The sequence below is a fragment of the Aminobacter sp. P4_D5 genome, from assembly GCF_056401815.1.
The window spans coordinates 23,719-36,505 of the sequence record NZ_JBFUIP010000047.1 but is presented as its reverse complement, the minus strand read 5'-3'; the positions used below and the strand labels follow the sequence as shown (position 1 = coordinate 36,505).

Below are 12,787 nucleotides of genomic sequence, written 5' to 3'. Positions count from 1 at the left end.
AGTGCCTTGCGCACGACAACGTCTCCAGACGCGTCAACGGCATGAACTTGAAAAACACGCTTGGCCAAATCGAGGCCCACGGTGGTAATCTGCATGGCGGATGGCTCCTTTGCTTGGGTTGCCAGACAGCAAACCCATTTTGGCACTCAGATGCCGGGAGCGGGAGCCATCCACCTCATCCGCTTCGAGGTCGCGTGCCGTCGGTCAGCTTTCGAAGCTATCAACAAGCAGCCGTCCCGTTGGAGACCCTCTCGCCGCCGATGTGCCACCCCGCACGCGAAGCTGACTTCGAAGATCATGTGCTTGCGCCTGGATTTGGCCAACCGTGACTGCATTCAGCAATTGCGACACAACCGCGAAGAACGCTCATCCGCCTCTTGCGAAAACTGTGGGTCAACGTTCATGCTTATTTCAGCCACCAATTTGCGGCGGAGAGCCGTGGCATAGTCGCCAGGACCTTTGAGGGCAACCACGAAGGCTTGGGGACCGCCAATGACGGAGTCGGCAAAATACGAGGCCAACCTTTGGTCGGGGTTCTCACCTTCCGTCGGAATGGCGATCGCATTGATCGTGTACCCTTTAGCAATCGCGTTCAACCTGCTTGGGTGAACAGGAAGGCCGTCATTGTTTTCGCCATTGCTCGAGATGTCGATTACTTTCTTAGCCGCTGTTCCCGGAAACTGGTCAAGGAGCAGACTTCCCACGTCGATGGCTGAGGAAACGGACGTTTTACCTCGCCCCCTGCGACTAAAGCCGGTATCGCCTTCCTCGCTGATCACCAGTGCAGCAGCCTCGGCATCTTTCAATGAGYAGATCCTTGTCCACGGCAGCACAATGCGTGTGCGCCCGGCACTCGACCATTCAAAGTAGGTTACACTAATGCAGCCGAGATAATTGCGGGCAATGGCGGCGACAATCTCGGGCGACGTCAGCGCTGCGGCATGTCCCTTGCGTTGGAGATCGGCTATATCCGGATCGATCGAGGACGAAAAGTCGACTGCGAACACGACAGCCACATCGACGTTAGCAGCATGCGCCTGCAGGCCCCAGAACATTGACGCCGCAAGTGTGGCGGCCAGTCTCAATGGGCCCTTGGGCCACCCGGTTACCGTCAGGGACGGCACCTGCACGGGATCGAGGCGCGCCCAAAGCTTGCGACCGACGTCTTGGCGCGCTTTTCCAAACATGGCACTTTCCTTTTCCGCGTCTGGCTGGGTTGAAAGCGATCGATTTCAATATTCGGAAATCTGGCGAGGAACCTTGGCCTCCGAGCCGAACAGCAGCAGGTCGGCCTTGGCCCATAAAAAGTAACAACCGAGCAAGGCTATCGGCATGATGAGCACTGTGAGGGGCCCGTCCGGCCAGACTTGCGGCAAGGCCGAGCCGAGGGCGAGCGCCGTTGCCAGCATTGCCGGCAACCTGCTGGCGAGAACGACGCTACGAAACGGGTCGGGCCAAGCGACTGGCCACACCGGAACCGGCGTGCCCGGCCGGTGAAAGGCGCTGCCGAATTTACCCAGCGCATGCAGCAGCCCGGAGGTTGCAGCAAGCAGCGGATCGCCGAGCAACAACAGCGCGATGCCGAGTCCGATCGCACCTATGCCAGAAAGGAGGTCGCCCAGCCGGTTGAGGGCCGGATCGGGAGCGTCCGGCTGTGCCCACGCCCGGTGATAGGCCTCGCCGCCCCAGAAGAAGACCAGCGTCGCCAACGTCAGCGCGACAGCGCTGTGGCTGCCGGCGAAATAGTCGACCATCGCCGCCATGACAGTGTTTTCGCCAGGCGATCCGGCCGGTGCGGTGGCGATCTGGACCCCAAGACCCGCGACGAGGCCGAGTGCATTGCCACTGTTGTAGTAGCCACCGGGGCCGCTCATGCGGGCGCGAAACGCGGATACCAGGCGCGGACAAAGAGTTGCCAGCGACGTCATTGTGGTGCCCTCGCGACAAGTTTGGACGCTATCTGCACGGCGGCCTCCGGCAAGGCAGTCCCCGATGCGGGGAGACGAAGTCTCGCCACGGTTTGCAATGCTGGGGCGATAAGTTGGCCGTTCGCATCGGCAATGATCATAGCGTGCCTCACTTTTGGACCCTTAGTTGGCGGTGGGACGATCGGCTTTGCCCGCACGGGCAGTGGCATAGGCAAGGACGGAGCAGCGAAGGACCGGATGGGGGCGTTCCGCCGGGGCGCGTTTGTCGGTGTCGATCCCTTCGACATTGCGACCGACAGGATGGCCACGAGAACCATCGCGGCACCCAAAGCCCCCATGGTCGAGGACCGCTCGCCGAGAAAGATCGCGGCACCAAGCGTCCCGAAAACGCTCTCGGCACTGACGATCACCGCGGCATGGCTCGCAGAGGTGAAGCGCTGGGCCGCCGCCTGCATGCCGAAAGCGATTGCCGTAGAGAACACGCCAAGGACGATCAGTTCTGGACCGGCCGCAAAAATTGCGGCCGGCGACGATTGCCGAACACTGCCCCGACCGGCAGGGCAAGAGCGGCGGTGCAAAGAAACGGCACTGCAGCGGCTGTGAACGGACGCGCATGGGCTTGCACATGGCGGCCAAGCTCGATCATCCAGAGCGAGTAGCAGGCGGCCGACAAAAGGGCCGTGAGGTCACCAGAGCCAAGGCTCGCAATCCCGCCCGACAACAGCAGGGCTCCGACAACGGTCAGGCCAGCGGCGATGGCGATGCTCGCCGTGGGCCGTTCGCCGGCGAGTAGCCAGGCGGCGATAGGGGTCATTACCGTAGCTGTGCTGATCAGGAAACTTGCATTGGTGACAGAGGCGCCGAGATAGCAGACCTGTTGGAGCACGATCGCGATGACAAACAGTGCGCCCACCTTGGCGAGGCTCGAAAAATGACCCGGCCCGGCGGGCGCGCGCCGTTCGGTCAGGACAAAGGGCAGCACCAGCAGCCCGCCGATCAGGCAACGCAAGCCGACCGCACTCAAAGCATCGAGATGGATAAGCACGGTCTTTTGCGCGACGTTGCCAAAGCCCCACAAAGCGGCGGCAAGCAGAAGCAGCAGATTGGCTTGCAGCTTTGACACAGGCCCTCATCTTGCTCAGATGGCTTTTAGCGATTTCTAATTGATCCTCCGTCACGACAGCGCTTGAATGCACGGGCCGTTGGTTTGCGGGGCGTTAGTTTTGAGTTAGGATTTGGGCTGGTGGGAAGCTATTGGGCAAATGCCAGGTGAAGACAGCGCCACTGCAAACAAAATCTCGCTCTTCGGCGGCTTCCGAATTGATTGGGAGCCTGTTGGCTCGCTCTGGCTGACCGGAAAGCGGGGACCCGCAATCATTGCCTATCTGGCCCGGTGCCCTGGCATGACGGCGACGAGGGAAAGACTGGCCGACTTGCTATGGAGCGATAGCGACAGCGACCACTCACGAAACAGCCTACGACAAACGCTTAGCGTTCTGCGCCGGGATTTCTCGCGAGCAGGTGTGGATCTCATCCATTTTCGGAAGGATTTAATCGGGCTCAGGCCGGACAAAGTTCGCGTTGACGTAGAGGAATTTGAATCAGGGCTTTTGGCCCGCTCTTCGCTGGAACTCGAAACGGCACTGAGCCATTACACCGGACCGTTCCTCGATGGACTTTATCTGGGCAGCAATGCTTTCGATGATTGGGCCGCAGCGGAACGCGACCGGCTCCTGAGCCGCGCACTTGAGTCGTTTGAGAAGCTTGCCCGTCTGGTCGACACGGAAACTGGGCTCGTCATTGCGGATCGGCTTCTGGCCATGGAACCGACGCGGGAGGCGTCCTATCGGCTGAAGATAGAACTGCTTGTTGCGTGCGGCCAACGACACAGGGCCATGCGGACATTTGAGGCTTGCAAGGACGTTCTGAAGAAGGAGTTCGGCGTCACGGTCAGCCCCGAGACACAAGCACTATGGCAGTCTCTGTCGGCCGGCGGTAACGCGTCCAATCCGCAGCCACCCAGTGTTCCGACCGGCCAGCGCGTCGAGCGCCCGTCGATCAGCGTCGCCGACATCGTCAACCTGACGGGAAAGCGAGGCGACGACTTTTTTGCCAGAGGGCTCGTCCAGGACATCACCACGGCTTTGTCCGAGGTGGCCGACTATGTCGTACTCTCCAGGTTGCCGGCCCTGGAGAAGAATGGCGCAGGCGATGAAGCCAAAGCGCCAGGAATGCTGCGCTCGCGCTACGTGATGAGCGGCAGCATTCAGCGATCTGGCGACGAACTGAGGGTGAATGTCCAGCTTGTCGATGCCGCCAGCGGTCAGAACGTCTGGGCCCAGAAGTTTGATGGCCACTCTGAGAGCGCACTTCAGTTCCAGGACCACATAGCACAGTCGGTCGTGCTTGCCGTCACCCTCGAACTTCAGCTGACGAACTGGAAGGTCCGCGACAAGAGCCCACCCGGCCCCCCTGAAGTGCGCAGGCTGGTGAACGAAGCTCTCATGAAATATTTCGAGATGACGCGGGACTCGCTGTTGGTAGGCTTGGAGCTCGCCGAGAAAGCTCTTTCGCTAAGTCACGACAACGCGCGCGCGCAGCGGACACTCTCGATCATAACTTCAATGGGGATAGCTTTTGGAGCACTGCCTCGGGAGCCTGGGCAAATCGAGTATGCGCTCGCACTTGCGGAAGCCTCGGTGAGGGCCGTGCCGGACGATGAAATTGCCCGGTGCGTTTTGTCATTCGCGCTCGAGAGCTCTGGCCGTATCGAAGATGCGATCACCGAATGTCGGCATGCCATCAGCGTCAACCCAAGCTACCCCAGTGGTCACGGCGACCTTGCAATGCTTTTTGCCTTGAGCGGACAGGTCAATAAAGCGCTACACGAGGCCAACGAAGCGATACGCCTCGGAACGCATGACGTTATCGACTTCTGGCGACACCATAGCGTGGTAATGGCGCGGTTCGCCGGCGAAGACGATCAACGGGCGCTTGAAGTCGCCCGCAAGGTGGTTCGGACTAAGCCAGGGTTCGTTCGGGGTGCCCTATATTGGGCTGCGGCAGCATCTGCAACGGGCAACAAGGCAGAGGCCTCCCGGGCCATCCATCACTGCCTTTCGCAGCTTCCGCATCTCAACCTTGGCAATGTCTGTCCTGGCTTTGTGCCGCGCTATGTCAAGGATTTGCATCACTCGAGGTTCCTTGAAATGCTGTCGCAGGCTGGCCTTCCCAGTTCCTAACCAGGTGTGCAGCGCCGAGTATCACGATGACACTGGTGGGCGAGAAGCGGTGTCAGTTTTCTGGATGATCGCGTCGACGAGCCGCCGTTTCGCTGAACTCTCTGGTGCTACCCCCCTGCCGCTCCAAGATAGGGCTGAGCAGCGGATAGGTCAGCCTTTGTGCCACATCGAACACCCTGACGGTTGCGATGAGGCCTCCATCGCGACCCATGGGATCCGATCTCTCTTGCGGTGATTTCATGCAGTGCAAATGCCGACGAACCACTGCGGAACACGGAAACTGACGATCCTATGTCATGTCAACATTCGCCTTATGCCTGCCAGAAGGGCTTGGCGATCTCCGCCTCGACCTGCCGCCTCGTCAGACCGATATCGTCGATCAAATGGGGATCGGCCCTCGACTTTTGCTCAAGGTCCCAGCGAGAATGTATGCGCCAACGCCAAGTCGCTATCACGCTTCGCACAGTCATCAGGTGCCGACGTGTCACGTCCGCCGGCCCCATCGGCGTTCCCGGCTGCGCTGACTGATGCGGGGCCGACGTGAGGGTGGACGTATCGTTCATAGCAGCCTCCATCGGATTTGAGGGCCACCGCCCTCGACCTGAAAGAGGATGAAGTCTGCAGGATACGAACACCGTCGTCGTTAAGCTCTGCCAAATAGTTCCAAAAACTTCCAAACGAGCTATAGATGCGTCGCATGCAGGGAGCGCGCTTTGCCTTTGGTCCGTTCGTGCTTGATCCGGATGTGGGAACGCTCCTTCGGAACGATGTTCCCGTTGCCGTCGGCCACCGCGGGCTGAAGCTGCTTGCGGCGCTCGTCAGACGATCAGGCGAAATCCTTGATAAGGCCGAATTGATGGACGYCGCGTGGCCGGGCACAGCCGTCGAAGAAGGCAACCTCACCGTCCAGATCGCGCAGCTCAGGAAGTTGCTTGGCCCCGCCGACGACGGCGGTGAATGGATATCAACGGTTCCACGCGTCGGCTACCGCTTCACGGGAGCCGTCGAACAGATCCATGGCGCGATGCGAAAACTCTTGCCGCTGCCCGACAAACCGTCGATAGCCGTGATGCCTTTCGTCAATGTCAGCCACGATCCCGAGCAAGCCTCCTTCGCCGACGGGTTGACCGAAGACCTGATCACCGACCTGTCCAGGATTTCTGGCCTSTTCGTCATCGCCCGCAACTCSKCCTTCGCCTACAAGGGAAAGGCGACGGACGTGCGCGCGATCGCCGAAGAGCTCGGCGTGCGCTACCTGCTGGAGGGGAGCGCACGCCGCGCGGCGGGACGCGTGCGCATCAACGCTCAGCTGGTCGACGCGGCGAGTGGCGATCATTTATGGGCGGAACGGTTCGATCGCGGCCTGGAAGATATCTTTGCCGTCCAGGGCGAGGTCACCGGCAAGATCGTGGAGGCGTTGCTGGGCCGGCTGCGCTCGCCGCCACCGCGCAATCGGCCCAAAAATCTCGAGGCCTACGATCTCTGCGTGCGGGCGCGCAAGCTGATGGATGACATGCCGCAGGCGGCGCAAGAAGCCCATCTGATGCTCTCTCGCGCTGTTTCGCTCGATCCGGAATACGCCGAGGCCCATCGCTGGCTTGCCATGAACCACTGGATGGGATGGATACATAGCGGCGGGCCAGCAGAGCCTACTCGTAGGGTTGCTTTGGAACTGGCGCGAAAGGCTGTCGCGATCGATCCCAACGATGCTGGTTGTCGCTGGGTCCTGGCTTACCTGCTTGCCTATGAGCGCAGCTTCGCCGAGGCGGATGCGGAATTCGCCAAGGCGATCAAGCTTGACCCGAACGAGGCCGACACCTGGGCGGCATTGTCCGACATCGCGGTCCTGGCCGGGCGGGTTGAGGAGGGCCTCGAGCACATTCGCAAGGCGTTCCGGCTCAATCCGTTTCCGCCAAGTTGGTACTATCTGACGCTCGGACAGGCGCAATATGCGGCTGTCGATTATGAAGCCGCTGTCGAGACACTGCACAAGGACGAGACCTATCGTACAAGCTCACGCCGTTTCCTGGCGGCAAGCCTTGCCCAGTTGGGCCGGCTCGAAGAGGCGCGCGCAGAGGTCGAACTGTTCCTCACAGGCAATCCGAATTTCACAACCCGCCACTGGGCCTCGACGGAGCCATTTCGCGACGCTGCAACGCTCGAACATTTCGTCGATGGCTACCGCAAGGCCGGCCTTCCGGAGTGAAGTTCATGCCCCTTTGCCATGATCGCCCATGCGATGCGGGCGATTTTGTTGGCGACTGCAACCGCGACAAGCGTGAAGGGCTTCTTCGCAAGCAGGCCTCGGGCCCAGTTCGCCAAAGGCCATCACTCGTCCCCTTCTTCATCCGGTAGAGGGCGGTATGCGCTCCGACCAGCGGCTCTTGCACTCGGGTCATTTTGGTATACAGTATCCCAAATGACCTGACATGTGACGACCCGAAGGAGCAATGAATGACCGTCGCAATGAACCCGGACGAGTTCCGCACGGCACTGGAAAACGCCATCAAGGGCAAGAGCGCGAACAAGTCGCCATTCAGCGTCGGCTGGGCAAGCGGCAAGCTCAGCCGTGAGCATCTCGCCCGCTGGGCCGAGAACCACTACCACTATGTCGGGCCGTTCGCGGACTACCTCGGCTACATCTATGCCCGCATGCCAGAGGGTCATGTCGAGGCCAAGGAYTTCCTGCTCGCCAACATGTAYGAGGARGAGATCGGCGGCGACCGTCACACCGATCTACTCGTTCGTTTCGGCGAAGCCTGCGGCACGACAGGCGACAGGATGCGCGACTCCGACAACATGTCGCCGACGACACGCGGCCTGCAGAGCTGGTGCTATTCGGTTGCAATGCGCGAAGACCCGATCGTCGCCGTTGCCGGCCTCGTCGTCGGCCTGGAATCGCAGGTGCCGTCGATCTACCGCAAGCAGACGCCGACCCTGCGCGACAAATATGGCTTCACCGACGAGGAGGTCGAGTTCTTCGACTTGCATATCGTCTCCGACGAAATCCATGGCGAGCGCGGCTACCAGATCGTGCTCGAGCATGCCCGCACCGTCGAGATGCAGCAGCGCTGCCTCAAGATCTGCGAGGTCGGTGCCCAGATGCGGCTGCTCTACACCACCGCGCTTTACAACGACTATGTCGCGGCCGAGCTGCCGCTCGAGGAACTGCTCGCCGCCTGATCCCGCCACAGTGGGGAGCGCGCGGGGCGGCCCTGCCTCGTGCGTTCCCTCGCTGACCCAAACGCCAACAATTACCGGACGACAACGACGTGAAACAGGTCTTGAAACTCGAACTCGAAGAAGCCCGTGTGATGATGGCTGCGGCTGTGGCCAAGGCGCTGGAGCTCAATGTTCCCGAAACAGTCTGCATCGCCGATGACGGCGGCCATCCGATCGCGCTGGAGCGCATGAACGGCGCGCGCGTCACCGGCCCGCAGATCGCCTGGAACAAGGCCTTCACCGCCGCCGGCCACAAGCGCTCGACGCATCTGTTCACCACCCCGCCGAACGGCCCKGCSCTGCCCGGCAACGAGGCCTTCGGCATCCAGYKSAGCTTCSAGGGCMRSTTCGCCGYCTTCGTCGGCGGCTTTCCCGTCGTCGTCGACGGCGAGGTGATCGGCGGCGTCGGCCTCAGCGGCGGCAATGGCGAACAAGACATCGCCTGCGGCGTGGCGGCGCTCGCCGCATTGCAAGCGATACTGGAACCCAAGGGCCACAAGGTCATGGTCCAGGCCGACATCAAGAAGTGACCGAAGCGGCAGCGCCGCGTCCAACCGAACAGTGGAGACATGGATGGACCATGTTGTGCGCGTCCTCGAAACCGAGGACCAGTTTACCGTTGCCTCGGAAGAATCCGTGCTGATGGCGGCGATCCGCCAGGGCGTCCAGTTGCTGCATGACTGCACCGAGGGCGGCTGCGGCACCTGCCGCGTGCGGCTGATGGAAGGCTGCGTCCGCTACGAGGAATACCCGCTGGCACTCACCCCGGAGGACGAGGAGGAAGGCTTCGCGCTTGCCTGCCAGGCACGCCCGGAAAGCGACCTGCTGATCTCGACCGAACGGCCGATGGATCCGTGCTCCGATCCCGAACGGTATGCCGCGACCGTCCAGTCGGTCCGCAATGTCGGCCGCGACGTCGTCCATCTGACGCTCGCGCTTCCGGGCTCGGAGGAGTTGATCTACCGGCCAGGGCAGTATCTCAACGTGCTGCTCGACGATGGCAACAAGCGCAGTTTTTCAATGGCTTCGGTACCCAATGGCAAGACCGTCGACCTGCATATCCGGCGCGTCCGCGACGGCCATTTCACCGGCGGCCAACTGCTGCGGCTCAGCCCCGGCGACAGGCTCGACGTCGAGCTGCCACATGGCCTGTTCTGCTGCCGCAAGGAGGATTTCCGCCCGCTGCTGATGGTGGCGACGGGTACGGGGCTGGCGCCGATCAAGAGCATCTTGGAATCGCTGATGGACGATCCCGACTGCCCGCCAGTGTCGCTCTACTGGGGCATGCGGACGGAAGAGGACCTTTATCTGCATGACGTGATCCAGTCCTGGGGCGAGCGGTTGTGCGACTTCCAGTATGTGCCGGTGCTGTCGCGGCCCGGTCCGGGCTGGGAAGGACGGCAGGGCTATGTCCAGGAGATCGCTGCCGAGGATATCGGCGACCTTTCCGAGCACGCCATCTACATGTGCGGCTCGCCCAAGATGATATCGAGCGCCAAAAAACTGTTCGTCGAGAACGGCGCCAATCCCGGCTTCATCTACGCCGACGCCTTCAACTTCCAGCACACGCTGGTGCCGGCGGAGTAGCGGCGAACACCGAGCGCAGGGCGAGGGCAACATGGAAATCTCAGTCGCAACGCCCGCCGGGCGACCGCATGACGGCGTCGACCATTTGCTAGGAATTCCCTATGCGGCGGCACCCGTGGGCGCGATCCGGCTCGAATCCTAGCCTGAAATGCACCAGATGGGCGGTGCTGATTGAATACTGTACTCCAAAGCCAGGACGCTATATCGTCCGGCACAAGGCGTTGCTTCCGCAGGTTGATTCGACCCTTGCCACAGGAAGTGTAAGACCATGACCGTCATACTCGGGGAAATCCACGCTCCGCTCACCAAGCTGATCACCGCCGCCTTGCGCGAGCGCATCGTCAGCGGCGAAATCGGCGTCGGCGAAAGGCTTGTCGAAGGCCGCCTCTCCGAGGAGATGGGCGTGTCGCGCATGCCGGTGCGCGAGGCGCTGCGCGAACTCGCCGCCGAGGGCATCGTCACCATCGAGCCGCGTCGTGGTGCATCGGTTGCGGTGTTCAGCGAGGAGCAGAAGCGTGAGCTGGTCGAAGTTCGCGCTACGCTCGAGGCGCTCAACGCCAAGCTGGCCGCCAAGCGCCACGACCCCGAACAGATCGCCGCTTTGCAACGCATCCTCGACGACGGCGCCAAGCTGGCCGACACCGACGATCCGGTGCTGCTCTCGCGCCAGAACACCGAATTCCACGAGGCGCTGGCCACCGTCGCCGCCAATTCGGTGCTGCAGGACATAGTGCGCTCGCTGCGCGATCGGACGGTGATGCTGTTCGCCCCGATCAGCAAGCGCCGCGGCCGCCAGAACTGGGAAGAGCATGCCGGCATCCTCCGCGCGGTCATCGCCGGCGACAGCGAACTCGCCGCCTTGCTTGCCGCCCGCCACGTCTACAACGCTGCCGAGATGCCACAGGAATAGGCGCTCAGCGATTGTCGTAACTCTCCGGCGAATTGGGGCTGGTAGGGGCACCTGAATATCAGCTTTCGTGTCACCCTGAGGCACCCACCGGTCGCCAGTCTTGAACGCGCCGCAATCGAACCTTTAGCTCCGCGCCTACAGCAGGCACGGCAGGCAGTGAAGAAGAGATAGCCCCATGTCGGGAGCCGGCAATCACCGGCCCCAGCCTGTGGGCCACCTCCAGATCAATCCTGGCCAACGATCCGACGGTAGGCTAGCCCGGCCAGCGCGATGTCCTGCAGGCCAACGCCGACAGACTTGTAGACGGTGATCTCATCATCTGAGGTGCGGCCACGCGCCCTTCCGGCGAGGATTTCGCCGAGCTCGACGACTTTGGCCGCAGTGAGCGCCTGGGGATCGGCCAGCGCGAGATCGCCTGCTTCGCGTAGGCTCTGTTCGCGCCATTCGACGGCGACGAGCGAGGCACGTGCGATTGCCCGGTCGTCGAGCTCGCGGGTGTTGGGTAGGCTCGAGCCGACGGCAGCAATGAAGCACCCCGGCTTGAGCAGGTCGCCCGAAAACAATGCAGTTGGCGATCGCGAGGCGGTAATGACGATGTCGGCTTCCGCTGCCGCCTGTTCGGCCGTGGCCATTCTCGTGGGAACGCCGCAGGCAGCTTCCAGCTCGGCCGCCAATGCGGGATCGGACGACCGGCTCACCAGCAGCACGTGCCTGAGCGGAAAGGCTTCGGCCATCTGCACCGCATGCGCCCGGCCCAGCGGACCGGAGCCGAAGATGGCGAGCGTCGACGCGTCAGGGCGGGCAAGCCGTTGGGCGGAGATGACCGAGCAGCCGGCGGTCCTGAGCCGGGTAATGGCGCCGGCATCGAAAGTGGCGAGCGCGCGGCCGTCGACGGACGAGAAGAGCAAGATGACGAAGGAGAACTGGCCTTTGATCGTGCTGTAAACCTTGGCGCCCAAAACCTGCTGGCCGGGGATGACGGCGCCCAGCGTCGACAGCTTGACGCCGTCGGCCTCGCTGCGGATGCGCGCCTGCATTGCCGCCTCTTGCCTGCCGAAAGACAGGAAGGCATCGGCCAGCACGGCGCGAGCGTCGGCAGCGCTGACCGCCTTTTCAACCATGGCGTCGGTGATATGGATCATCATTGCACCAGCGTTCGGGTGAGAATGCCAAGCGCGCCGAGCCCGGACATGGTGAGCAAAAGGATGCGCACGCCGCGCGGCGAGAAATAGCCGACGAAGCGGCTCGAAACGAAGAAGCCACCCAGCATCAGCGGGAAGAGCAGGATGCCGAGCCAGAGCTGCGGCAGGGTAAAACGATCGACATAGGCCAGCATCAGCAGCGACAGGATCGCGCCAACGAAGAAGACGCAGCTGATCGTCGCGCGCATCTGGCGCGGCGGCACATATTGCATGACGATGGCGAAGGGCGGCGCGCCCGACGAAGTGATGGTGCCCATCAGCCCTGAGGCGAGGCCGGCCAGCGCCATGTTGGGGTGAGATGCCCTGACCTTCCAGCCGGCGAAGCTCAGCCCGACGCCAGCAAGGATCAACACCGCAAAGACGATCGAGAACGCATTGGTGGGCAGCGCCGCGAGCGTGGCGCCGGCGACCAGTGTGCCGCCGGCACGGCCGGCCATCAGCGTGGTCACGCTCGGCCAGTCGACGGCGTCGAAGTCGCGGAGAAGGCCGAGCAGCGCCAAGCCGGCGCCGAGCACCAGCAACGGCCCGGGCGCCATCTCGGGGAAGAACAGCATCGCAAGCGGCGCCGACACCATAGCAAAGCCGAGCCCGCCTATGCCCTGCAGCAGGGCAGCAATGAAGACCATGGCACCCATGCCGAACAGATGTCCCGGCACTAAGTCGCCGGGCATCAACTCGAGCAGGGACTGGAGCATG

12 protein-coding genes and 1 pseudogene are annotated in these 12,787 nt (G+C 62.3%); 6 read left to right on the top strand and 7 right to left on the bottom strand.

The window, feature by feature from the left end; all coding sequences use genetic code 11:
• Nucleotides 1-335: 335 nt before the first annotated feature.
• The 4 genes from AC1DWF_RS12845 to AC1DWF_RS12830 are packed head-to-tail and all read right to left on the bottom strand — an operon-like array spanning nucleotide 336 to nucleotide 3,051.
• Complete coding sequence (locus AC1DWF_RS12845) at nucleotides 336-1,187, bottom strand: DUF1194 domain-containing protein (RefSeq protein WP_476841730.1); 852 nt, start codon at nucleotides 1,185-1,187, stop codon at nucleotides 336-338.
• Nucleotides 1,188-1,232: 45 nt separating this feature from the next.
• The gene (locus tag AC1DWF_RS12840) at nucleotides 1,233-1,874 is read right to left on the bottom strand and encodes a hypothetical protein (protein ID WP_476841729.1); all 642 of its coding nucleotides are present in this window, start codon (nucleotides 1,872-1,874) and stop codon (nucleotides 1,233-1,235) included.
• 50 nt (nucleotides 1,875-1,924) lie between these two features.
• Complete coding sequence (locus AC1DWF_RS12835; RefSeq protein WP_476787271.1) at nucleotides 1,925-2,383, bottom strand: hypothetical protein; 459 nt, start codon at nucleotides 2,381-2,383, stop codon at nucleotides 1,925-1,927.
• 38 nt (nucleotides 2,384-2,421) lie between these two features.
• Entirely contained in the window at nucleotides 2,422-3,051 is a 630-nt protein-coding gene (locus AC1DWF_RS12830) for a DMT family transporter (protein ID WP_476788691.1), read from the bottom strand.
• Nucleotides 3,052-3,190: 139 nt separating this feature from the next.
• Between AC1DWF_RS12830 and AC1DWF_RS12825 the strand changes: the two genes are divergently transcribed.
• Entirely contained in the window at nucleotides 3,191-5,170 is a 1,980-nt protein-coding gene (locus tag AC1DWF_RS12825; RefSeq protein ID WP_476786904.1) for a BTAD domain-containing putative transcriptional regulator, read from the top strand.
• Nucleotides 5,171-5,867: 697 nt separating this feature from the next.
• Nucleotides 5,868-7,376, top strand: a complete 1,509-nt coding sequence (locus AC1DWF_RS12820) for a winged helix-turn-helix domain-containing tetratricopeptide repeat protein (protein ID WP_476841731.1) — start codon at nucleotides 5,868-5,870, stop codon at nucleotides 7,374-7,376.
• Here the strand turns inward: AC1DWF_RS12820 and AC1DWF_RS12815 are convergent.
• Nucleotides 7,349-7,548, bottom strand: a pseudogene (locus AC1DWF_RS12815) (IS110 family transposase); the annotation flags it as partial. The gene AC1DWF_RS12820 and the pseudogene AC1DWF_RS12815 overlap by 28 nt on opposite strands.
• A gap of 76 nt (nucleotides 7,549-7,624) precedes the next feature.
• Between AC1DWF_RS12815 and AC1DWF_RS12810 the strand changes: the two are divergent.
• The 4 genes from AC1DWF_RS12810 to AC1DWF_RS12795 all read left to right on the top strand — a co-directional run bounded on the left by AC1DWF_RS12810 (nucleotide 7,625) and on the right by AC1DWF_RS12795 (nucleotide 10,889).
• Nucleotides 7,625-8,353, top strand: coding sequence for a TenA family transcriptional regulator (locus tag AC1DWF_RS12810; RefSeq protein ID WP_476788690.1), 729 nt, complete (start codon nucleotides 7,625-7,627; stop codon nucleotides 8,351-8,353).
• Between the two features lie 89 nt (nucleotides 8,354-8,442).
• Complete coding sequence (locus AC1DWF_RS12805; protein WP_476841728.1) at nucleotides 8,443-8,922, top strand: GlcG/HbpS family heme-binding protein; 480 nt, start codon at nucleotides 8,443-8,445, stop codon at nucleotides 8,920-8,922.
• Between the two features lie 43 nt (nucleotides 8,923-8,965).
• A complete protein-coding gene (locus AC1DWF_RS12800; protein WP_476784487.1) occupies nucleotides 8,966-9,979 on the top strand; it encodes a 2Fe-2S iron-sulfur cluster-binding protein in 1,014 nt (337 codons plus the stop codon).
• 268 nt (nucleotides 9,980-10,247) lie between these two features.
• On the top strand, nucleotides 10,248-10,889 hold the full coding sequence (locus AC1DWF_RS12795; protein WP_476788689.1) for a GntR family transcriptional regulator: 642 nt from the start codon (nucleotides 10,248-10,250) through the stop codon (nucleotides 10,887-10,889).
• Between the two features lie 224 nt (nucleotides 10,890-11,113).
• On the opposite strand, the gene AC1DWF_RS12790 is transcribed toward AC1DWF_RS12795, so the two are convergent.
• Together AC1DWF_RS12790 and AC1DWF_RS12785 are read right to left on the bottom strand one after the other, a co-directional pair.
• Entirely contained in the window at nucleotides 11,114-12,034 is a 921-nt protein-coding gene (locus tag AC1DWF_RS12790) for an ornithine cyclodeaminase family protein (RefSeq protein ID WP_476784485.1), read from the bottom strand.
• Nucleotides 12,031-12,786, bottom strand: coding sequence for a sulfite exporter TauE/SafE family protein (locus AC1DWF_RS12785; RefSeq protein WP_476784484.1), 756 nt, complete (start codon nucleotides 12,784-12,786; stop codon nucleotides 12,031-12,033). Before AC1DWF_RS12785 ends, AC1DWF_RS12790 begins: the two co-directional genes overlap by 4 nt.
• Nucleotide 12,787 lies beyond the last annotated feature (1 nt).

Bases quoted from the DNA above. Each gene is read 5' to 3' on its own strand.
- AC1DWF_RS12840 (WP_476841729.1), bottom strand. From the start codon at position 1,874: ATGAGCGGCCCCGGTGGCTACTACAACAGTGGCAATGCACTCGGCCTC.
- AC1DWF_RS12835 (WP_476787271.1), bottom strand. From the start codon at position 2,383: ATGCAGGCGGCGGCCCAGCGCTTCACCTCTGCGAGCCATGCCGCGGTG.
- AC1DWF_RS12825 (WP_476786904.1), top strand. From the start codon at position 3,191: ATGCCAGGTGAAGACAGCGCCACTGCAAACAAAATCTCGCTCTTCGGC.
- AC1DWF_RS12800 (WP_476784487.1), top strand. From the start codon at position 8,966: ATGGACCATGTTGTGCGCGTCCTCGAAACCGAGGACCAGTTTACCGTT.
- AC1DWF_RS12795 (WP_476788689.1), top strand. From the start codon at position 10,248: ATGACCGTCATACTCGGGGAAATCCACGCTCCGCTCACCAAGCTGATC.
- AC1DWF_RS12790 (WP_476784485.1), bottom strand. From the start codon at position 12,034: ATGATGATCCATATCACCGACGCCATGGTTGAAAAGGCGGTCAGCGCT.
- AC1DWF_RS12785 (WP_476784484.1), bottom strand. From the start codon at position 12,786: ATGCTCCAGTCCCTGCTCGAGTTGATGCCCGGCGACTTAGTGCCGGGA.